We start from the raw sequence: 24,243 nt of genomic DNA on the forward strand, positions 1-24,243 counted from the left end.
ATCTTAATACTTACATTTCCACACAAATTACATCTACTTTTTGCTCTCAATTATTGAATTAATAATATAGCACATCAAATTTATTAATTCTTATCTTCAATTAGTTTAAATTAGTGAATAAAATTCAATCATATAAAAATAATAAATACAACTAATCGTTATATATTAAAGAGGTGTCAATTTTGTCCTTAAATGAAGAGACCTTAGAAACTAAGACAGATAAAACCATTGAAAAGATCCAAACAAGTAACTTAAAACAACTTAAAAATACACTAGATAATATCTTTGATATTAGTGCAGATTTAATTGAACATCCTTTGCAATTAAAAACAAACACGAATATTTTACTATATTATTTTGAAGGCCTTACAGATGGTGTTGCATTAAAAACCAATGTTGTTACACCATTATTACAAGAAGTAAATGAAGACAGTCAAATATTTAATTCTAATATTATTGCTACTCATACCAAAATAGTATATACATGGAATGAAATTAAAGAAGGATTACTTGAGGGGCAATGTGTACTGTTTATGGAGAAAGAAAAGCGGTCACTTCTAATAAATACAAAAGGCTGGGCAGAGAGAGCAATTCAAGAGCCAATTTCAGAAGTTACTATTAAAGGATCCCATGATGGATTTATTGAAAATGCCACAAAAAATATAGGTCTTATCCGTCGATATATTCCTTCTACAGAGTTAAAAATCAAAAAGCTGACGATTGGAGAACGAGCCACTTCTTTAGTCTATTTAATTTACTTAGATGATGTAGCAAACGCAGATGTAGTCCAAGAAATTGAAACTAGAATCTGTAAAATCAAAACAGATGCGGTATTAAGTATTGGAGAGCTATCTAATTATACAAAAGATCAAAATTGGACTCCTTTTCCACAGGCGTATTTAAGCGAGCGCCCAGACGCCATTTCAAATCATATACTTGATGGGAAAGTAGCAGTATTAATGGATAGATCCCCTGGTGCAATGGTTGTTCCTATGAATTTGATTGGATTTTTTCAAACCCCAGATGACTATAATATTCATTGGCTCATCGCATCATTTTTTCGCTTATTACGATTTGCAGGATTTATTATAGCTATTTTTTTACCCGCATTTTATATTGCTATAGTCTCTTTTCACTTTGAAATTATTCCTATAGACTTATACACTTCTATTGCAACATCAAGAGTCAAAGTCCCTTTCTCCCCCTTATTGGAAGCTTTTATAATGGAAATTACACTAGAAATGCTACGTGAAGCTGGCATTCGCTTACCACAACCAATTGGACAAACTATTGGAATCGTTGGAGGGATTGTAATTGGACAGGCGGCTGTTCAAGCTGGTCTTGTTAGTAACGTTATGGTTATTATTGTATCTATTACAGCCATTGCTTCATTTATTGTTTCTAATTATGATTTATCAAGTTCTATACGCCTTATCCGTTTTCCAATGATGTTATTGGCTTACTTTTATGGGATTGTAGGTATTGTTAGTGGATTAATGCTCTTATTTGCTCATTTTGTTTCACTAACTTCCTATGGTTCACCATACGGAATGCCAATCGCACCATTTCGTCTCCAAGAGTTAAAAGATTCTTTTGTAAGATTTCCTATTTCGATGATTACCACCCGCTCGAGTACAGGACAGCCGAAACAAAGAAAGAAAAAAGAAGGTGGTTAACATGGGGAATCTTAAGTTCCAAAAAGTAACTTTATTCGAATTTATTATTTTCATTCATTCGCTGCAACTCGCATCTGGTATGTTAATTATGCCAAGCCCACTTGCTACTACTGCTGGTACAGATGGCTGGATTTCGATCATTCTCGGATGGATAGTTACTTCTACAATCGGTGTATTTATTATATTAATGTTACAAAAAAATCCTAACAAAAATTTCTCACAAATCTTAAAAACATACTTTGGTAAATGGATAGGGACAATTCTTTTTCTTGCATATGCCTTTTATCTATTTTTTGCTGGATTTAATACTTTATTAAAGGCAACTGATATTGTAAAAGTGTGGATATTCCCTTCCACTCCTGCTTATCAAATCACCATATTATTACTATTACCTTTTATTATTTTAGCCCTGAGTGGGTTAAGGGCTCTTACTAGTTATTCTATGCTTGTTTTCTTCTTCACTACTTGGATGCCGCTATTTCTTCTTTTTTCACTAAAGACTAACTACAATCCTTTACACCTACTACCTATATTTAAAGAAGGATTATACCCTATTGTAAAGGCAACAAAAGAAACTATTACTCCTTATGCTGGCCTAGAAATTGCATATTATATATACCCATTCTTACAAAAAAAACAAAAAGCCATAAAAGGACTACTAATAGCGAATACTGGAACCATGTTTTTCTATCTATATGTTACTATCCTTTCTTATATATACTTTAGTCCAGAAGGGATAAAAGATGTAATCTGGCCAGTATTTCATCTGTTAAAAGGGGTTCGTTTTTCTTTCATGGAACGATTAGAAATTATATATATCGCTTACTATTTAATTGTATTTTCCACTACAATATATCCGTATTTATTTTTCAGTTTTGAATCTGTGACCATTTCACTTCAAAAAAACGCCCGCAATTGGGCGCTACTTGCTTTTATGTTACTTATAGTTGGCCTATTTATTTTCCTAAATCCCGATGTGGATCAATATTTGTTTATATATTCTCTTATGGATATCTTAAATGTCGTTTTCTTTATTCTATTACCAATCTTATTTTTCGCTTACAGTATTCTTTTTACTTGGATTACTAGGAGGAAACAACTTTGATTCGAAAATGGATATGGATTGTAATTTGTTGTGTATATATAATTGGTTGTAGTCAGAGAATTCCTCTTGAGAAGGTTTCATTAATCCTGTTAATTGGCTTGGATAGAACCCCTAATGGAGACATAAAAGTTGGAACAAGCATACCACTCTTTCATCATAAACAACCAAAAAGTACTATAGAACATTGGACACAAGCATCAACTGTATATACTGGATTCAGTAAGATAGATACGAAGTTAACAGGCTTTATGACAGCTTCCAAAGCTGAAATCATTTTAATTGGGAAAAAATTAGCGCAAGAAGCAAATTGGTTGCAGGAGCTTGATTCTTCTTACCGTGATCCTTACGCTACCATTAATGCTAAAGTAGTACTTGTAGATGGACCTGCAGAAGAAGTTTTTAAAATTCATAAGCCTAGTAAACCATCACTTTCATCTTATATAAATGGTGTAATCGAATCGTCAATTCAAAATAACCAATCCGTCTCTTCTACAATTCAACAATTAATGAGAGAACAAAATGAAGAAGGAATGACGCAAACTGTTCCAATTATCAAAAAAACAAAGAATGAAATCGACACAGTTGGAATTGCATTTTTAAATCAAAAAGGGAAATATTTAACTCATATCCCTAAAAAAGATGTTAAATTTTTCAATCTTATAAATAAGCAAAAAAGTAGCGGGCGAATGATACTACACCTTGCGCTTCCTCCTAAAAAGTCCAACAAAAAAACAAACACTTCTATCTTCGTACAGAACGCGACAAGGAAGGTAGTTGTTAATTTTCAAAACGGAAAGTTTGTATTTAATCTCGATATATATGCTAATGTAGCTTTAATAGAAAAAACCAATGCGAATTCAATTAAGGGACACTATGATAATAAAAAAAATATAAATAATTTAAAAAGTGCTATTCAAAAAGAAATTAATAATAATTTACAAAATATGTTGTATGAAATACAGCAGAATAAAATTGATCCAATCGGATTATCCCTATATGCTAGAGCATTTCAATATAAAGAGTGGAAAAAAGTAAAGGGAGATTGGTTGCAAGCGTTAGCAGAGGCTAAAATAAATGTAAAGACACACGTCAAAATAAAAGATACTGGGACCATTAGAAATTAGACTGGGATTTAATAGCATTACTCAGTAGTATTTTTTCTCTTAAATAATTATTATGTAAAAAATGCTAACGTAAAAAAATCTTTCCGTTCTTTTAAAAGAGAAATAATTCAACTACGGTAATCAAATATCAGTTTCTAATTTAATGAGCTGAAGAAATTATAACTCTGTTGTAGTAGATATGCCCGATTCCATTCCGATTGTAATCCATGACATAGCGTCAAAGCCTAAATTCCTAAATTAAGGAATTTAGGCTTTTTGAGTTCGCAAGAATATCTTGGTTTTAGTTCTATGTACCTTACTACAATAATTACAGGGTCTTTGTTTATTTTATTTGCTTTTAGATAATACACACCCAATTTCAGTTAAAATTGTTTAAATGTTAATTAATTTTTAAAATGATATATCTATAAGCTCTTTTAGCAAATATAATATACGTATAATATAATATTATACGTATATAACCAACTTGGGGACTATTATTAGTTTTCTAAATACAGACTTAATTAACACTATACAAATAGTGTTAATTATCTTAATTGAATATTAGTAATAGTAAGTATAAACATTATCAATTTACTATATATTACATTTATGTAAAAATAGATGTATGTTAAGCTTATTCAAATCTTTCCCCTAATAAAGATTTGAAGTAGCATTTCATGATTCTCCTTACTGTTAATATGCCTTGAAAAAGAACCCTATAGGGTTCTTTTTCTTTTCATTATAACCTCAGTAAGTCCTTATTTAACATGTAAAAAGGACTGCTAATTACTTGCAGCCCTTTTACACGTTAATATACACTTGTATTAAATACTTAATACTTTATTGTATTAAGGCGTTTATAAAAACTAAACATGCCATTATCATTTAAATATATAACACTTCAAAGTTTAGAAGTATACAATAACAAATCTTTCCCAGCTTCCAGCTACATAACTAGTAGCTGTTAATTCTCTACCACCATTTGCTGATATATATCTACCATTACTTAATGCTTGTAATACATATATCCTATTGTCTCCACCATTATATAAGATAAACTTTTCCCATGCCCCAATTGATGTACGATCTGCTACTACTCTACCATTTGGCTCAAACGAAACATACTTCCCATTACTTTTAGCTTTTAAAGCGTACGTATATAATTCCCCAGTCGGAATTAATTCGAATTTCTCCCATTCATTAACTGCATTACGATTTGCTATTACATTTCCAAAAGGCTCAGCGGAAACATATTGTAAATTTGCTGCCTGGATAGCAACTGTCCAACTTCCATTAAATAAATTCACGCCTTTTAGTGAACCTCCTTTTGATAGGTTGGCGGCCGATACATCATTCGATGGGGTAATCATCAATATCATGAAAACCATCGACAACACCATTAAAACTAACTTTTTTGAGATTGCATTACCACTTGCACGTGTTATGAACCTTTTCATTCCCATTCCTCCCTTAATATACAGAACTCATATACATCATACTAAATATGTAAAATATTGTAATATAAAAGTTGATTTATCAACAAATACCTTACTATTCTGTTTCTTTTTTCTCAAATCTATAGCACTTAAACATGTATCCATTCTCAAGCACATTTTTTAAATTATTTTCTCCTGATAAAAGAATGTAGCAGTTGATAGCAACGAGAGTATATACAAAAGAGAGAATATTTTCATTTCACTTCTCTTTAAATAAAAGCCAAATAGCCGTTCATAATGAACGACTATTTGCATCTAACTAATAATTAGAATGTTTTTCATGTTACTCTATTTTGTTTAATCCCGTTGAAGTAACTTGATAGGTTCTTTTTTTGCCCATATATTCTTGTTTATTATTCTCAAGATTAATAAGTATAGCTCGTGTTTTTTCTTTTACTGCTTCCCCTTCTATATGGGTAAACTCAATGTAATCTCCCACTTTTACGGGCACGGTTTGGCTTTCAGCAGTTTGCTGTCTATTTCCCACTATTCCCTTATTGTACAAAATACTACCGGTTGAATTCTTTACTGTAATACTTGCATACGTATTATTAAAGTAAGAATGTGGTACGCCCGCTTCTAAATTCACCTGCATTTTCTCTGTTGTCTTATTATAATCTACCTTTGCGATTTCTCTATCACTATATCCTTTGAATGACCACCCAAAATGATTTCCATCTAAAACCGTTGTTTCTGGCATTGTTTCTACTTTCTTCAAGCCTTCTTTTGTAACTTGATATCTTGCTGTTTTTCCAATGGTTTCATTTTTGTTATTTTCAAGGTTAATTAAAGTTGCTCGCGTTTTTTCCTTTGTTGCTTCTCCTTCTATATGGGTAAATTCAATGTAATCCCCTACCTTGACGGGCACAGTTTGGCTTTCAGCATTTTGTTGTTTATTTCCCACGATTTCCTTATTGTACAGAACGTTACCAGAAGAATTCTGGACCTTAATACTCGCATACGTACTAGCAAAATAGGAATGTGGTACACCTGCTTCTAGTTTTACCTTCATCTCTTCTACCGTTTTATCATAATCTACTTTTGCAATTTCTCTATCACTATATCCTTTTAATGACCATGCAAACTTGTTTCCTTCTAAAATTGTTGCTTCTGGCATTTTTTCTACTTTCTTCAGACCTTCCTTTGTAACTTCGTATATGGCTTTTTTTCCAAAGCTCTCTTGTTTACTATTATCTACATTTGTAAGAGTAGCTCTATGTACACCTTCTAGATGTGTTAACTCTATATAATCGCCTACTTTGACTGGAACTTTTTGCGATTCAGCATTTTGCTGTTTGTTTCCATAAATCTCTTTGTTATAGACCACTTTACCTGATGTGTTTTGCACTTTAATACTTGCATATGTACTATCAAAGTAGTCATGTGGTACACCTGCTTTTAGATTAATTTGCATTTCTTCTGTTGATTTATTTAAATTTACTTTCGCAAATTCGAAATCTCCAATCCCTTTCAGCGACCATGCAAATTCATTACCTTCAAAAATGTTTGGAGATTCATTTTTGATTTGTACCTTTTTCTCAACAGTTTGATCAAATATATCCGTTAATACAATCTTTGCATAAGCATTTGTTGGTAATGATATAGATTGACTGATTCCATTTTGATAGGATTTAATATCATTAATTACGTTAATAGGTTGGCCCGTCATATTTTCATTGTTATAAATTTCAATTTTCCCCTTAAATTGCGGTGTACTATTTTCTTTTAGTTTCCAAGATACATTTAATTTTTCATTTTCATAATATATAGATTGGATATCAAAATCTAGTTTTCCTATTTCAGGTTGAGTAGGTTGATTTAGCGTGAATATTTTTCCTGCCCCAATAGTAGACTGCGTATTACCTCCTGCTTTGACCCATACATATTCTGAAGTAGAGCCTCCATCATATTGATAAGTATTATCATGCGTTCCAGAAATACTTTGATTATTCCAAGAACTCCATTGTTTATCAACTAATTTTCGGCTATAACCATTTTTTAGGCGCGCTTCTCGAACATTCTGTCCACTATCAGCCCAGTCTTCTTGAAACATTCCTAATCCATGATTAAATGCAACATTAGCAACCGGAAATTCCATAATTGCAATTTGATGCCATTTATTCTTTGTTACATCTTTCATCCATTGTCCAAATTTAGTATGACCATTTTCTTGCCATGAACGCATTGTCATTGTGTACCAATTGTAGTCTTTCCAACCATAAGTTGTTTGAACCTTCATTCCTGTTCCTTCTCCTCCAAAGGGTCCAGCTTGCGAATTCGGAGATAAGTATTCGGCCTTTATTGCTTCTTTAGAGGAAATTGGATCCCATAAGGCAAAATGTAAAGTACGTTTTCCATTTTCATCAAACCCACTTTGTTGTTGAAAACCAGCATATCCTCCAGCTTCACCACCTGCATTCCAGTTGTGTACAGCCCAGTACGTATAAGGTGGAGTCTGAACTGGTGACCAGTCTATACTAATAATATCTGAGGCAGGTATATTTTGGGGACTCACATAAACTGCTGGAGCAGCTGAATGTGTTGCAGCTTTAGTGTGCCAAATAGACGTTCCAAACATAGAAAACATGCTACATGCTGCGGTCATTATAATAACTTTATTAAATCTTTTCTTCGTTTTCTGACTAATCCCTAATCTACATCCTTTTCTAATTTTTATTATTGAATAATAACTTAGTAGAGAAATCTATCAAAATTCAAACAACATCCAGTAAATCTTTAAAATACTGCCCCAATTTTATGTTGTTCTATCTTCACATCTGATTCTTACATGTTATTTGATTGTAAGTGGTTTCCATAAAGATAACGCAAATATCCAATTCGGGTCACCATTTCCTTGATGATTTTGAACCGCTTCATACACCGTCCCTTGATGTTCTACTTTATCGCCCTTTGTATATGCCTTCTTTGGATCCCATTTTTCATAAGATACATTTTGATCTTTGGTTTTTACCGGAAGAATTTCACTTTGAATTGATGTATTTCCAGCTGCATCTACAGCCTTCACTGCATATTTATATTCCTTATTAGCTGTTAAGTTTTGATCAATAAATGTCGTTCCTTGTACGGTTTGAATCAATTGTCCATCACGTAATACCTGATATTCTTTTACACCTATATTATCTGTAGAAGGATTCCATTTTAGCTCTACACTGTTAGAAGTAAGATTGTTTGCATATAATCCTTGTGGCTGTGTGGGAGCTTCTGTATCTGGTTTCGGATTAACAATTTGATTTACTTTTTTCAGGCCATCCTTTGTAACTTCATACATTACTTTTTTATCAAGACTTTCACGTTTATTATTATCTAAATTTATTAATGTTGCCCTCTCTCCGCCTTCTAAATGTGTAAGCTCAATAAAATCGCCGGTCTTTACTGAAACTTTTTGTGTTCCAGCATTTTGCTGTTTATTCCCATAAAACTCCTTGTTATATACTACTTTACCTGATGTGTTTTGCACTTTAATACTTGCATATGTACTATTAAAGTAGTTATGTGGTACACCTGCTTTTAGATCAATTTGCATTTCTTCTGTTGATTTATTTAAATTTACTTTTGCGAATTCAAAATCTCCAATTCCTTTCAGCGACCATGCAAACTGGTTTCCTTCTAATATATTATTTACATTAGGCATATCTGGTTTAATTGGATTAGCATCCGTACCCTTCCAAATCTCTGCTGTTAAAATTGGATATCCTAATGCAGCTACTTTTTGAATGGTATCGTTATTTGGACGTAATCCCCACTTCTCAAAGAAAGGAATCAAATTTTGTTTGGCTACTTTTGATGCTGAAATCATAAATAATTGTTTTTTATTTTCATCAGTTTGTGGAAGTTCACTTGAAGGCATGTCTCTATACAATTGATGCAATTTAGGATAGAAATCCTCTCCATACGCTAACTGTAGTTGCCAAAGCATAACAAGCTTTACAAAAACATCGCTAATTTCATCATAATTTTTATTCACTTGTTCTAGATATTGAAATGCTTTTGGATAAATTCCACTTTTCTCTAAGTTGGATGGTTGATTAAATGCTTTTTCTACAGATAGGCTGTATATATTATTTTGTACTTCTGTCATATTATAAAACTTCCAGGGCGATTGTTGTCTCAAATGTCCTGCCTCATGCCAAGGGCCCCAGCCATCTGTTATAAATTTATTAATATCTAACACGTATTGGATTGCATCTCCTACATATGCTGTTCGATAAGAAGTTGCATACATATAATAATCAGGAGAATGATTTTCTTCTACGTAATGAACATAATGTTTATCTACTTGTTCTTCAGATAATCCAGCTACTTTGTCTTGAATTCGAGTAGCTTCATCCATCTTTTTTAAGAGTTGTACAGGATCTGTATTAGAACCCAACAAATATTTCTTAACACGTGCAGGGCTGGCCGTAATTAATACACGTTCGCCTTTTAACTCCACTGCATGTGCATTAGGATATTGGTCCAGCATGTTTATTAAATCTTGTTTCGTATGCTTTCCTAGTTCAAAGAAAGGCGTAGTCGTTCCACCTGTTGTAATTGTTGTTCGAATGCTACCTCCTTGCTGTTTATTATAAAAATAAATCAGCCCCCCATTTGGAGATTGGATTGTGTTTACACCAGGTTTTAATGTAAATGATTTTATCTTAGAATCTTCTCTCCAAGAAGCATCATACGAATACGTTCCAATATATACCTGAATATCTTGATTACCTTCTACATTAATCGTTATTTGTTCATTTGGCTTTGCATATAACCCAGTTGGTTCATATGGACTAAATGCCATACTTTTTCTTTCCTGTTGTTTTAGTACCTCAACATCTCCTTTTCCTGGGACTGTAAATGTTATATTTTCTGATTTAACTGACTTTTCACTTTGCAGTGATGTCGATAAATTTTTTTGCTGCTCCTTTTGCTCTGCAAAGACATCTGATGAAGACATCATTCCAGTCGCAAGCATAGTTACTGTAGCAGTAGCTGCAAGTATTTTTCTAGTTTTATGTTTTGAATTATTCCCCATATTATCTCCTCATTTTTCCTTAATACTTTTAAGGATTTTTTTATTTTCTTCTTCATGTTTTTACACTCTAAACTATTCATACTATTTAAGTTGTGTCTATTACTCTATATTTTTTCATAAATATCTCCTTTTCTTTATTTATTATTGTATATAAATGTTATTTGATGACACATTAAATAACAACTTTACGATAAACTCATCGATAACAGCTTATTATGTTTTGATTCTGTATTCTAAACTTCCATCCGATTGGAGAAATATACCCAATTGGAGAAATAAGTAAATAATTTTCAGCATATAAGGATTGAAATCTCACGAAAAATTCATAAAACTTTTTTACTTTAAAGGTTAATACAATTGCAACCACATTTGTTTAAGTCTCCACCTTTTTTGAAAAAAAAGCATCTAATTCCATTTGAATTAGATGCTTACTTTTAGTCCTTAGGACAAATATTCTAAACTATTTATGTGCTTGTAAATCGTTTTTTATTACTTCCCAGAGTGAATTATCTTGAGGCATCGGTTTACCCTCTTCATCCCATTTTATTTTTCCGGTTCCCAATTCATAATTCATCCCTGTCCATGTGTCTTCACGGAATGCATAGAATGATTTATGCCAACCTTTTTGGTTGAAGATAGAAATAAGATCTTGCATGTATTGGGTAGCTCCTGGAACAGTACGGTTAATTCCAAACTCCTCTGCAATAATTCGATTAGATGATACATGATTTTTCTTAGACCATTGTTGGATTGGCTTCAAAAATTTCTCTAATCCCTGCTTATTCCACATTACAGGTTTCTCTAAATCTCCTACTTTTACTAATCCTGGATATTGATACTCCTTGTTTTGTTTTTCACCTTGACTCGTTAATTCATATGGTTCATACATATGAAATGCATATAGTGTTTTTTTATCATTTACTGGTTTTAAATATTTAAAGGCCCATGGAGTAGCATATAAACCTGAATCTAAAATAATCGGCGTTTCCTGGTCTACTTCACGAATGGAATTGATCACTTTTTGATACAATCTGTTTAAATCGGCTGTCGTTCCCTTCACTTTTGAATACCATTTCTCATAATCTTCCGTCCAAAAATCATTATATCTATTATTTTTAGCTGTTTCTGGATGTGGTTCATTTATAATATTATAACCAACCACCGCAGGGTGATCTTTTAATTCCAGAGCAAGATCCTTCCAAAATTGACTTGCTTGTTCTTGATACTTCTCTTCTTCCCATATTCTGTCGTCATTCTTGTTATTATTAAATTGGCGCCATCGATCACCAGGTAAGGATAACATTGTAAGAACAACTTTCATTCCTTGTGATTGTGCGGCATCTAAATCCGCCTTTAATTTTTCTAAATCCTCCTTTACTAATCCCTGATAGTTATCTGCATTACCTATCAGAAAATCCTTTCCATAAGTATCTGGTTTATCCTCAAATAGAAAACCTTTATCTTTTGCCCATTTATCAGGTGCTAAACGTACATATTCAATATTAGCTTCTTTTGCACTTTTATAGTTTTCAGGTAATGACGTACTATTCATGAAATTAGTACCCTTTCTTTTCGAATCCCAAAAACTAATTTTTGAATCGCCCTTGTGGTATGTATCAGCTCTTACATTCATTTCCTGTACTCCAAAACTCATCATGCCTAATAACGCAACAATTGGCAAAATTTTTTTCACAACTTTTCCTTCTTTCTCTTTATATTTAACACACATAACATACCTTTGTTTTGTTACAGGAATATGGCAATTTCCCAAAAATTCCTTTTTAGTTTATAAGATCACAGCGCATTCATAAAAATGAAAGAGATAATTAGAACATTGCTTCATTTTCAAAGAAACAAAAAAGGAATCCTTTACGGATCCCTTTTTGCAATGCACTCTTTTTCAAATGGTACATTTTGCACCTATTTTTAGTATACCTTATAATTCCTATAAAATAAATAAGATTAAATGAAATTCACTTCAAATTGTGATAGAAAACATAATTAAGAAGCGCAGATAACTAAATATTATCCCTTTTATTAAATAAAAAAGATTAAATAATTCTCCCTCCAAACTAGGGCCCCTTTACACTTTTTACAAATATTGTTATAATTAGATAAACCAGAGCATTACCCCATTAACAAAGGGACTCCATAATTGGAGTCCCTTTGTTAATTAGCTATTAAAAATGATAGCATGTGATTATTGTATAATTTCTTCCTTTTTAGATCTGCATATTCTTCTACGAAATCCCCTAAACCTTGCTTTTCGAAGTAAGAAATACTTTTTTCACTTCTTCTAAGAGTTTAATTGCTTCATCTTCATTAAGAGAACGTAAAATATTGAAATGATATACATACTCTTCATTTCCTAATCCCATACAAACTGCTAATCCTTTTTCAAATTGCTTTAAGAATATACAAGCTGTCCCTAATGCGTTTTCACAAGAAGCAATTTTCATCTCATATCCCATTAGCCCAAAATACCAGGAATATAGATACTTATTTTACTTTCAAAGGCTGAAACCTTGCTGCGTAACTACTGAAAATAAACATAAGAAAGACGTTCAAATCCATATGGATAGAACGTCTTTTCACTTTACTTTATACAGATACTGATTTTTCACTTATTCATTTTGCATTGTACTTAAAAAATCGATAAATTCATCTTCATTTACAGGTTTACTGTAGTAATAGCCTTGAATTAGATAACATGCATTACGTTGCAACACTGTTAATTGTTCTTTCGTTTCTACCCCTTCTGCTATCACTTTCATGTTTAAAGTATGAGCAAGTGAAATAATGGTTTGTATAATTTCATCTCCATCAGTAAAAGTTCCGATCCTATTAACAAATTCTTTTGGAATTTTCAAAGTATCAATTGGATAAAGAGGCAAATACGCTAGTGAAGAATAACCTGTACCAAAATCGTCAATTGATAAATGTACACCATATGATTTTAATACTTTTAACTTCGATAAGGTTTCTTTTTCATCTACCATTGCTATTCGCTCTGTTAATTCCAAATCAATTGAATTAGCAGGTACTCCTATCTCTTCTATGGTAGATATCATTGTTTGAACAAAATCTTTCTGTTCAAACTCTATAGCTGATAAATTTATCCCCATCTTTAGATTTGAATAGCCCGCAGAATACCATTCTTTCAGTTGTCGACACGCTTTCTGTAACGTCCACTTCCCAATTGAAATAATCTGCGCCGTTTCTTCTGCGATAGGTATAAACTCAAAAGGAGAAATCAGCCCAAGCTCTGGATGTTGCCAGCGTATTAAAGCCTCTGCACCAATAACCTTACCTGCCTTACTATCAATTTGTGGTTGATACAATAAAAACAACTCATTATTTTCAATTGCATTTGGTAAATCCTGTTCTAATCGTAATCGACGAGTTACTTTTTGTGATAATGTCTCGTCATACATACAAACAGCATTGTTACCTTTTTCCTTTGCGCTATACATAGCGATATCAGCGTGTTGTAAAAGTGTAGTAGTATTTATTCCTCCAAATGGATACACTGCTATTCCTATACTAAGAGATAAGTAAAAACTATGCTGATTTACTACAAATGGTTCTTCAGTTATACGAAATAGAGTTTTACACAAATCCAATAGCTGTTGCTCCGTTTGGTTATGGACAATGATTGCAAACTCATCTCCACCTATTCTTGCTAGAGGAATAGTCGGTGACAGACATGTCCTAAAACGTTTGGCAACTTCTTTTAAAACTCTGTCACCAATCGAATGACCCAATGTATCATTAATGGTCTTAAAGCGATTTAAATCAATATACAGGAGCCCGAACTTATCCTGTGTTTTTTGTGCACGCTTAATGGATCTATCTAATTCTTGTTGGAAGAATATACGATTTCCAATCTCCGTCACCGTATCATGGAATGCAAGATAATTTATCTCATCCTGTTGTTGTTTAATCCTCGTTATGTCTTTTACCATTACATAACTCCCAAAGGTTTGTCCTTCTATCATAATAGGAACTATAGTGACATACCAAAAGAGGATATCCTTCTCATTGTTATTTTTCACACGTAACTGTAACGAAGATGAACTACATCGTTTCCCTTTCTTTATAGCCGATTCCAATTCAGATTTATCTTCATCTAAAAAAATAGAGAAGCACTCTTTCCCTATTAATGCAGCACTTTCTTTTCCTAATAACATACTTCCAGCCTGGTTTATATTTAATACGATACCATTTGAATCAATCGTTAAAATAGGATCTGGATGATACTCATATAAAGACTTAAATCTCTCTTGATTTTTTACCAAATCATTAGATTTGTTTATTAAATCCCGTGTTCTTTGAATTACTGTTCGTTCTAATTGATTATTAAACACTTTTAAGGCCTCGGTTAAATCCTTGTTTTGCATTCGTACAATTGTATGACGAATCAGTACAAATACAAAAGCAATACAATTTCCCGTAATCAATGTAGCTGAAGAAGTTTGTTCTTTCAAAGTAAAGCCAATTAAGACTGCAACTGCAAGATAAGGAAATATGACAAGAAGTTTCTCTCCAAATGTTGGATTGACAATAAAATAATTTCTTTTAGAAGAAGTATTCTTTGGAATTGTAGCAGCAATAGCGATAAATAATAGGAAAACTCTATACAAACACCTTAATAATATAACTGAACGATCTGACAAATCATCTTGTAAGTAAAAATATAAGTAGTCCGTAATAGCCAATCCAGTTAATACTAGGATAAAAATAAACAATTTACTTTTTGCATTGAAAATAGCAGGTCGAAAGATTAGTGTAACTCCAAGTAATAGAAGCAATAAATCTATAATCGGAAAAATAAATGAAAGAAAAACATCTCCAATTGAAAAGAATAAGATATTTGCAGAAGGTTTATTAAATAGGTACCACTCTAATGTAAAAATAGCAGTAACAACAATGCATAAATCACAAAGTAAATACGCTTTCTCCCATTTGTTACATTCCATCATAATTTTATAAAAAAACGCAAAGAGAAAGAAAAATAAGAAAAACAACAAAAATACATCAGAGATACTAAAATTTTGTATTGGTAATTCTACATTAAGTACTTGAAAAGCAGATATGAAATTTCCTATCAGGAAACACCCTATCGCAATAATTATGCAAATCCAGAATACTCCTAACTTAATTTTTCTGGATAATATAGAATACAGTAATGAAATAAATACAGTAGTTTCAACAACTAAAGATGATAGCCGGATATTAAAATCTGATACGAAATAATGATTCGGAAGAACAAATAAAAATATACAGCAAAAGCTTATATAAGCTATTAAAGCCAATATCAATACATAAAATTGCACATATGCATGTTTACGCAATGGACTCACCTTCTTGAGTTTTTTCTATACTTTTATTAAGAAATGTCTTGATAGTGGCACAACTCCTACTAATTAAAATGTGTGCTACCTATTATCCATATTATGACCTTTTTAAAAGATTTTTTTCTACATACAACAGTCTTATTAACTTTTTGTAGATTTTTACAATTTCCAATACTGAGGATTCCAAAAAGGATCAGTTAAAAAATGTAGTTTTTCAATTATTTGTGCATCGTAAATTTGGATTGTACAACTTATCTACTCTTTAAATATGAGATAAAATCTAATCCTCTATTGAATTATAGTTAGTTGCTAACTGTCACACTTAAAAAGGAATGAAAATATACTATCTTTAACATAGAAATTCGAATTAGTTTTCGAAACTAACTGTAACAATCATAGTTACAACTTAGATTGATGTCAATTTCATCTTTCCTCCTTACTCAAAGAATTATAAATAATCTAGGATTAGGTGAAGCTGAAGCTGATATTGCATCTCTCTAAAAAGAATGTTACTCTAAAAATAGAATTATGAAAGGAATGATGGATGAATAATGATTAACTAATTTATATTTTAAGTTGAATTTTATAACTTCAAACTACAAAATATAGGGTTAGTCTATCCATTTTTAAAATTCAGTTCATACTTTATTTGTCATGATTCAAATGATTAATAAGTACTTATTAAGTATAGACGAAAGACTAATCCTTCCGATTACAATTGGGGGATTTTTTTATTCCCGTTTATGTTAGTTGGAACTTATTAATTGTTAAATGTACCTAACAAATAAAGGAGCGAGAAAAATGAGTACTTCAGACACTATTGTTACACATGTAATGCTCTATATAAGTCGTTAATATCCATCAAACTTATATAGAGCAATTAAAAAATGGATGGATGTTCCGACTTTATACGAAACGTTTCGATATATAAAGGAGGAATTATTATGTCAATGATAAAAGTCCAAGATTTAACTTTTTCATACCCAGGTAGCTTTGATAATATTTTTGAAAGTGTAAACTTCCAAATAGATACGGATTGGAAGCTAGGATTTATCGGTAGAAACGGACGAGGTAAAACGACATTCTTTAATTTATTGTTAGGGAATTATGAGTATGGTGGGAAAATCCTTGCTTCGGTAGAATTCAATTACTTCCCCTACTCTGTTGCAGATAAGAACAAATTCACTCATGAAATCCTTGAAGAAATTTGTCCCCAAGCAGAAGATTGGGAATTTCTGCGTGAGATATCCTATTTAAATGTTGATGCTGAGGTCATATACAGACCATTTAAAACATTATCAAATGGGGAACAAACAAAGGTGTTGCTTGCTGCACTGTTTTTAAATGAGGGCCAATTCCTATTAATTGATGAACCAACAAATCATTTAGATACTGATGCACGAAAGATAGTCTCTGATTATCTAAGGAAGAAAAAAGGATTTATTTTAATTTCACATGACAGAATCTTTTTAGATGGGTGCGTTGACCATATCCTATCTATAAATAGAGCAAATATTGAAGTTCAGAGTGGTAACTATTCTTCTTGGAAGTTAAATTTTGATAGACAGCAAGAGCACGAAGAGGCTACAAATGAGCGTCTACAAAAAGACATAGGGAGATTAAAACAGTCTTCCAAGCGTTCAGCAAGTTGGTCTCATGATGTGGAAGCTTCAAAAAATGGAACGAGGAATTCAGGCTCTAAGTTGGATAAGGGGTTTGTAGGTCATAAAGCAGCCAAGATGATGAAAAGAGCAAAAAACCTTGAATCAAGACAACAAAAAGCTATTGAAGAAAAGTCAAAATTACTAAAAAATGTGGAGAAAACTGAGTCCTTAAAATTGGAACAATTACAATTTAAATCAAATGAATTGATTACTTTGGTTGATGTGTCCGTTAAGTACGATGACCAAATTGTGAATGATTCGATTAGCTTCATAGTTGAACAAGGTGACCGAATTGTACTTGATGGAACGAATGGGAGCGGAAAAAGTAGTATCCTAAAACTAATTCTAGGACATCCGATACAGCATACAGGCTTAGTTATTTTAGGTACAGGACTCATCATTTCCTATGTCCAACAAGATACTTCTCATTTAAGGGGATCGCTATCAGACTTTATTGAACAGCACAAGATTGATGAGACCTTATTTAAATCCATCCTACGTAAGATGGACTTTGACCGAATTCAATTTGAGAAAGATATATCTCATTATTCTGGTGGACAAAAGAAAAAACTGCTTATCGCTAAAAGCTTATGTGAAAAAGCTCATATATATATATGGGATGAACCACTAAATTTTATAGATATCTATTCCCGTATGCAAATCGAAGAGCTTATTCAACAATTTAATCCCACAATGGTTATTGTTGAGCATGATAAAGCATTTCAACAAACAGTTGCAACAAAAACTATATCTATGTAGCTCAAAACGAATACTTGAAAATATAATCAGCAAATTGAGTCATTGAATTATAAATACTTTAATGACGTGTTGAAAAAAGCCTAATTTCTCTACAATACATTGAGAAATTAGGCTTTAAATAGTAATAATAGAATTCATATACACTGAATAATTTACACGTTAGGTTTATCTGTTAATGCAGTAACAATTCTGTCCACTAAGTCTTCTGGCATCCATTCATGATTTGTATCATTCGTTTCATTTGGCCCTAAAGAATCAATAAACTTTTTAAACTTTGGAAATAAAACAATAGAAGTGATCCAATGTATCGTATGATTTATGGAGAAGAAATGAAAAACTCCTTGCTTTTCACCCTCCTGTAATATTTCTTTTAACTGTTCAAAATTACCTATGAAATACGGTTTAATCTTTTCTAATCGTGCACTTTCCTTAATAATCTCCTCATATGCCAATGATCCAATTTCAGGGTTCTCTTTTATATGTGTAGTAAAAACCGTTAAATATTCTCTAAGGGCATTGATAGGATCAAATTGATTCTTCTCAAGAAAATTGGGTAGCTCATTAGCAAGACCATATTTCTTAAACACCTCATAATATAGGTTTTCTTTCCCATTAAAATAGTAAGAGGCCATAGCAACATTCACTTTCGCTTCTTTTGCAATTTCTTGTATGCTCGTACCTTCGTAGCCACGCTCTCCAAATTTTTTCTTAGCAGCCTTTAAGATATTTTCCATCGTCTGCTCTCGAGATTTCCCCATTTCACACACCTCAAATAGTATATATTTCACTTCAAAAACCCAATAAGGACTTTGAATAGAGTATCTTTTTAATGAAATTTAATTATATATTTAAAGTGGTAACTTAACAACCGATGAAGTTCTGATTACTTTAAACAATATCCCCTTGCGTAGCATCAATAGCTTTCAACTACTTTACGCTCTTTTCTAATTGAGTAAAAGAATAGACAAAAAACATCTAATTTCATCTTAATTTCGTGCGCGAATAAAAACATAATAAGGACCAAAGTTTATTTATTTTATAGATAAACTTTGGTCCTTTCGTTACATTATACAGATTTAAAATAAAGTAAAACTTTAATCAGTGGGGGTTTTGTTCATCCCCCACTGATTATTAGGTGAACCAATCGGGCTGCCCGTTAATGCGGGATAAACTAGTATACTCGTATCTTGATGAGATAATTATCCATCAATCGTCCATCATTTTCTGACTAAATCTGTTTAATCTCGATATAAGGTCCTTTAATGTTTAATTTGTTAATATCATTAGATATATTGCCTACAGTTGATTTTTCATTAAAAGTATAGACCTTTTCACCATTTACAAAGATACCCCAATTTTTATCTTCGTAACTGATACCATAACCAGCATTGCTAGACGTAGCTTTGAGTTGATTTCCATTCATTGAAAGAGATAATTTTCCTTTTCCTTTGTTAAGTTTATCATTCACGCTGTTGATACTATTCATTTGTTCTTCAAGGGCTTTTTGGTTATCAAGAGTAACTTGATGGTTTTTCCAGTCTAATTTATAGTGGTTCGTAAAGAATTCATTATATGTATCTTTATTATTTGTTCCCCACCATTTTGAACTTACCCATTCGATATTGTACTGATCTGAAACTCTACGATTTGTTATTTTTAAATCTGATGTAGTTTCTGTTTTATCAGCAGTAATAACCGCTACTACGTTTGGAGAAAAACCATAGCCTGTTAAAGCTGGTACTGTATCTTTTGAAACAAAATTATTCGTTCCTTCATTATAACTACGTGATTTCATAAATAGTTGATTACCATAGAAAGTATTGAATGAATCACGATTATAAATTCCCCATTCTGGGAAATTAAATGATTGGAATCCTACTTTCCAATTTAATTTTTTATCTGTGTGAGTCTCTAATACCGTTTTATAATCTACTTGATCATAAGATACACTTTCTTTCCAAGCAAAGCTACCTGTGATACTTGCATCGGCATTTGGCCCTTTATCATTTACTCCTACTTTAACACTTCCACCAAGTGTATACCCTACCTCAGAAGTGACCTTTGCTGAAGTCATTGTATTAACTGGGGCAGCTTTATGGAATTGAGCACTATCACCACTTGTTATTTCTGCTTCAGTATGATAGGCTGATGGCCATTTTAAACCTGCGTTATAGTATCCGCTATTAATTGTATATTTAGCATCTATATTACTACCATCAGTGGTAACAATTGCAATCTTTTTATCTGCGTAAGGATCCTCAATAAAAGAAACTTTTACTGAATTTTTGATATTCTGCTTCATGTCATAAGTAGTTTTAAAACTATTATAGACCTTCCCACCATTTTGAAGATTTTCTACAGTTCCTTTAGAATCTGCAAATGCAGATGTTGCTTGTAAACCAAATGATCCAGACATAATAACGGACGCTACCGCAACGCATTTAGCTATTTCTTTTGCTTTTTTCATACAGACAGCCACTCCTTCTTAAACATTTAAAAGATATAAATATATTATTTCTAGTTCACAAAAATAGAGATAGATTCATAGCCATACAATATAGAAATTCATTAACTTTTATGACACTAACTAAAAACACATGTTTCACTAATCTTCCTCTCACTATTATTGATAACTATTATCAACATTATTAAAACATAAAATAACGATTTAAACAACAATTTTAAATACAAATTTAAAATTGTTGTTTAAAAAACTGCAAAAAAATTATAGAATTCTTCATTTCGAGAATTACTATATTTTCAATTACTTATTACAGCCTATATTCAGATACATTATTTCCTTTCCATTCATAATAATCTAAAATTCCTTCATAAATGGCTTCTGCTGCAATTTGTCTGCCATTTTCCGTAGATAATTTACTGTAATCAATACCATTATCTATAAACGCCAGTTCCGTCAACACAGCTGGCATGTCATTTTCTCTTATAACATGAAGGTCTCCATGTTTAACTCCTCTATCTCGTGTTTGAAGTGCCTCTACTAAACGTGTTTGAATTTTTTCCGCTAAAACACGACTTTCTTCCACATGAGGATTTGTTTTTTCGGATTTAGAAGATTTATAGTAATATGTTTCTGTCCCTTTTGCATTACCATTAAAAGCATTTGCATGTACGCTTATAAAGATATCACCCTGATTTTTCTTAGCAAATTTAACACGTTCCTGTAAAGAACTTTTTTGATCATGTCCTGGTCTATTATCAGATTGACGAGTTAATAAAACTGTAAATGGTGTATGCTTTTCAAGTAATTGTTGTAGACGTAAAGAAGTGTCTAGTACAATCTTACTTTCAGGTAATCCCTTTGTGGATTTCCCAGGATCTTCGCCACCATGTCCAGGATCAATAATGATTATTTTGCTTTCTAATGGGTTTTTTGGACGATGTTGCATCATATCTGTTTTTGCAGTAAGTTGAGCAGCTTCAGCACGTGTTATAAATCTATTTGGTTGCCAACCGTTCTCAGTACCATTAGAAATTTTCAAACCGATTAAAATATTGGCATATTTTTCTCCCCAATGGCCTTTTAAATCTTCAAATTTAACCTGCTCGTTATGATTTGGTGTGCTTTGTAGTTTATATGCATTTACTAGCATCGTAGCCATAGCAGCGCGAGTTACTTTTCCGGATGGATTGAAGATTCCATTACCCTCACCTTTAACAATACCAGCTTTTTCAGCAGCAGCAATATACGGAGTAGCCCAGTGGTTTTGTGAATCTGTAAATGATGGTTTTGCATTAGAGTCAATTTGTATATCTAAAACTTTTGTCATAATTTTTGTAGCTGAAGCTCTGTCTAATGAGTCATTTGAACCGAAAGTTCCGTCTGGATAGCCATTCAATACCTGTTTATCAACTAAATAATTAACGGATTTGTCCGCCCATGCAGGAACATCTGGGAACTTATGAGTATTTGCAAATGTATTAGATGAGTAGGATAATAAACTTCCAGCAAGAATTCCTGTAGCAATTAATTTGTATTTCAAAATGAACACCTCTATCAAGTTATTACAATTTGGTAAATATATCATTTATAATTAATCTTTAAATAATACGACCTTGAATAAAGAATAGATTAATTCGTTTATATTACTATATAACGGATAATGAATTTTAAATCGAACTATTACTCTAAAAATAATCCTCGGACATACACTTATAGATAGAGATTATTAAATATACTCACCAACATCGTGTAACCAGTATAGTTACTTATACATACGAGTGTCAATTAAAATAACCTTACAATTTTGTAAGATAACCACCTTAATAGTAAACCAAGTAATTATTAAATATTATAAATAGTTACTAGATATAATAAAATAACAATCTTAAATTTTGAACAAAGACTAATTATTTTAATAGGAAAATAACTTATAACCACCGCATTTTCAACAATGCTTTTGAATCCTACTTTACTCTATAATTCTCTGTTATATCCCAACGTGAATGCTCCTATAATATAGGCGATTGCTGCAATGAATACTAGTATTTCCTCAAAAAAAATCTCTAGAAGCCACCTAAAGTAGCCTTTATTAATACACTCACACAATCCATCTTTTCACTCCCTTAAGACATCCTCAAATTTTACAAGGACTGAAAAAAGAAGAGGAATACCTTCCCTCTTCACCAAAAAAATTAAAAAACACCTTAATTTATATCCCCTGCCTTTTACAATCTCACGTCTATTGATAGCCAGTTTAATTCTTCAATTCTATTTTCATAGATTCATGTATTCTTCTAAAGTCTGCTTTTGTTTATATATATTTTCAGCAATATCTCCTACATAGCGAATATGCCAAGGTTCATATGCATAACCTGTAATACTTTCCTTTCCCTTAGGATAACGAATGATAAACCCTGCGCGATGCGCGTTTTCTTTCAGCCATTTTCCTTCCTTCGTATTAGCAAAGGATAACTCTAGTTCATTGTTCGCACTTTTAGAAGAAACGTCCATTGTTAACCCTGTTTGATGTTCGCTATGTCCTGGTTTTGCCGAGAAGCGATCCGTATGCTCTTGTCCTTTTCTTTTCACATTGTTTGTATACAATCGTTGTTGATAGTCATAGGAACGAAATCCCGAAACAGCATTTAACTGAATCCCCTCCTGCTTTGCTAAATCAAATAACTTTTCCAGTGCTTCTGCCGCCTCTTTACGGAGGTGGCTCTTTTCTACCGTTCCACTAAATGAGAATGGTACATTTGGTACAACTAAATCCTCTGGTTTATAGTCTTCGGGTAATCCATATTCCTTATTAACTACAGCCTGTATACTAGCAAAAGAACTTTCATTGTATTTTGATTGCCCTTTTCCTCTACTATCTTTCTCTTTATTTATGGAGTTTTCACGAGATTCATAGTTCGTCTTATCTGGTTCTTTACCAATAGATTGATTGGTGTAAATTATAAAGATACCTAACATCATAATTACACAAATGAAAATTCCTACTAATTTAAGTCTCATTATTCATTTCCTTCCTGCAACTCTTACTATTTCTCGTTCATAATATCTCAACCATATCAAATTCATATTAATTTGAAGTGAACTTTTGTTCTTACCATATTTCTTAATAGAAAGACTGTATATCCTTCTATTTGTTTGACATCATTAAGATGCTCACAAATATAAATAAATTCTATTCCTACATATAGATAAAAAATCTAAAAATTTATATAATAAGATTAGAAGTGTAGCGTATTATTATTGAAGGGTCTTGGTATAATGCTAGGCATTAATGTAAAAAAAACAAATGAAGAGTTAATTATTTCATGGCAATTGGCGGAGATTACAATTCCATTACGTGATGTGATTGAGATTACCGAAGATGCTACCTATGCTGGTGTTGAAGAAGTAGATGTCATACGTATTGGAACAGCTTATGGGACAACAGACCGTATTTTAATTAAAACAGTAAAACAAAATTATGTATTATTTACTACAAATAAATTTGCTATTTTAAATGCCATTCACGCTTGAATATAGGAGTCTTCTTGGCTAAAATGATAAAAATAAGCACATCTTGTTATAAA

15 protein-coding genes are annotated in these 24,243 nt (G+C 32.0%); 5 read left to right on the plus strand and 10 right to left on the minus strand.

The window, feature by feature from the left end; translation table 11 throughout:
- The first annotated feature begins 182 nt into the window (after positions 1-182).
- Genes N2V79_RS16845 through N2V79_RS16855 form a run of 3 tightly spaced genes read left to right on the plus strand, consistent with a single transcriptional unit; the run spans position 183 to position 3,905 of the window.
- Positions 183-1,676, plus strand: a complete 1,494-nt coding sequence (locus N2V79_RS16845; RefSeq protein WP_000055706.1) for a spore germination protein — start codon at positions 183-185, stop codon at positions 1,674-1,676.
- Between the two features lies 1 nt (position 1,677).
- Entirely contained in the window at positions 1,678-2,781 is a 1,104-nt protein-coding gene (locus N2V79_RS16850) for a GerAB/ArcD/ProY family transporter (protein WP_340720089.1), read from the plus strand.
- Entirely contained in the window at positions 2,778-3,905 is a 1,128-nt protein-coding gene (locus N2V79_RS16855; RefSeq protein ID WP_000619980.1) for a Ger(x)C family spore germination protein, read from the plus strand. Before N2V79_RS16850 ends, N2V79_RS16855 begins: the two co-directional genes overlap by 4 nt.
- Positions 3,906-4,795: 890 nt before the next feature.
- Here N2V79_RS16855 and N2V79_RS16860 read toward each other — a convergent pair.
- The 6 genes from N2V79_RS16860 to N2V79_RS16885 form a co-directional block, all read right to left on the minus strand.
- A complete protein-coding gene (locus tag N2V79_RS16860; protein WP_340720090.1) occupies positions 4,796-5,344 on the minus strand; it encodes a fascin domain-containing protein in 549 nt (182 codons plus the stop codon).
- A gap of 322 nt (positions 5,345-5,666) precedes the next feature.
- Positions 5,667-7,988, minus strand: coding sequence for a putative mucin/carbohydrate-binding domain-containing protein (locus tag N2V79_RS16865; protein WP_276577637.1), 2,322 nt, complete (start codon positions 7,986-7,988; stop codon positions 5,667-5,669).
- 186 nt (positions 7,989-8,174) lie between these two features.
- On the minus strand, positions 8,175-10,415 hold the full coding sequence (locus N2V79_RS16870) for a M60 family metallopeptidase (RefSeq protein WP_340720091.1): 2,241 nt from the start codon (positions 10,413-10,415) through the stop codon (positions 8,175-8,177).
- Positions 10,416-10,875: 460 nt separating this feature from the next.
- Positions 10,876-12,144, minus strand: a complete 1,269-nt coding sequence (locus N2V79_RS16875) for a glycoside hydrolase family 5 protein (protein ID WP_014482097.1) — start codon at positions 12,142-12,144, stop codon at positions 10,876-10,878.
- Positions 12,145-12,667: 523 nt separating this feature from the next.
- Positions 12,668-12,886 carry a hypothetical protein gene (locus N2V79_RS16880; RefSeq protein ID WP_053563865.1) on the minus strand — a complete coding sequence of 73 codons (219 nt, stop codon included), beginning with the start codon at positions 12,884-12,886 and terminating at the stop codon, positions 12,668-12,670.
- Between the two features lie 153 nt (positions 12,887-13,039).
- Positions 13,040-15,769, minus strand: coding sequence for a sensor domain-containing protein (locus N2V79_RS16885; protein WP_256425088.1), 2,730 nt, complete (start codon positions 15,767-15,769; stop codon positions 13,040-13,042).
- A 947-nt stretch (positions 15,770-16,716) separates the two neighbouring features.
- Here N2V79_RS16885 and N2V79_RS16890 point away from each other — a divergent pair.
- Positions 16,717-18,195 carry an Lsa family ABC-F type ribosomal protection protein gene (locus N2V79_RS16890; RefSeq protein WP_016080735.1) on the plus strand — a complete coding sequence of 493 codons (1,479 nt, stop codon included), beginning with the start codon at positions 16,717-16,719 and terminating at the stop codon, positions 18,193-18,195.
- Positions 18,196-18,347: 152 nt separating this feature from the next.
- Here N2V79_RS16890 and hlyIIR read toward each other — a convergent pair whose 3' ends face one another.
- From hlyIIR to N2V79_RS16910, 4 genes are all read right to left on the minus strand, one after another.
- On the minus strand, positions 18,348-18,953 hold the full coding sequence (gene hlyIIR, locus N2V79_RS16895; protein ID WP_053563864.1) for a hemolysin II regulator HlyIIR: 606 nt from the start codon (positions 18,951-18,953) through the stop codon (positions 18,348-18,350).
- Between the two features lie 470 nt (positions 18,954-19,423).
- Positions 19,424-20,662 carry a hemolysin II HlyII gene (hlyII, locus tag N2V79_RS16900; RefSeq protein WP_053563863.1) on the minus strand — a complete coding sequence of 413 codons (1,239 nt, stop codon included), beginning with the start codon at positions 20,660-20,662 and terminating at the stop codon, positions 19,424-19,426.
- A gap of 304 nt (positions 20,663-20,966) precedes the next feature.
- Positions 20,967-22,199 carry an N-acetylmuramoyl-L-alanine amidase gene (locus N2V79_RS16905; RefSeq protein WP_000875658.1) on the minus strand — a complete coding sequence of 411 codons (1,233 nt, stop codon included), beginning with the start codon at positions 22,197-22,199 and terminating at the stop codon, positions 20,967-20,969.
- Positions 22,200-22,933: 734 nt separating this feature from the next.
- Complete coding sequence (locus N2V79_RS16910; RefSeq protein WP_001237442.1) at positions 22,934-23,677, minus strand: M15 family metallopeptidase; 744 nt, start codon at positions 23,675-23,677, stop codon at positions 22,934-22,936.
- A 258-nt stretch (positions 23,678-23,935) separates the two neighbouring features.
- Here N2V79_RS16910 and N2V79_RS16915 point away from each other — a divergent pair, with 258 nt between their 5' ends.
- Positions 23,936-24,190 (plus strand): SunI/YnzG family protein, encoded by a 255-nt coding sequence (locus tag N2V79_RS16915; RefSeq protein WP_000900689.1) that lies wholly within the window; start codon positions 23,936-23,938, stop codon positions 24,188-24,190.
- The last annotated feature ends 53 nt before the right edge of the window (positions 24,191-24,243 follow it).

The sequence above is a fragment of the Bacillus sp. CH_70 genome, from assembly GCF_038007045.1.
GTDB lineage: Bacteria > Bacillota > Bacilli > Bacillales > Bacillaceae_G > Bacillus_A > Bacillus_A cereus.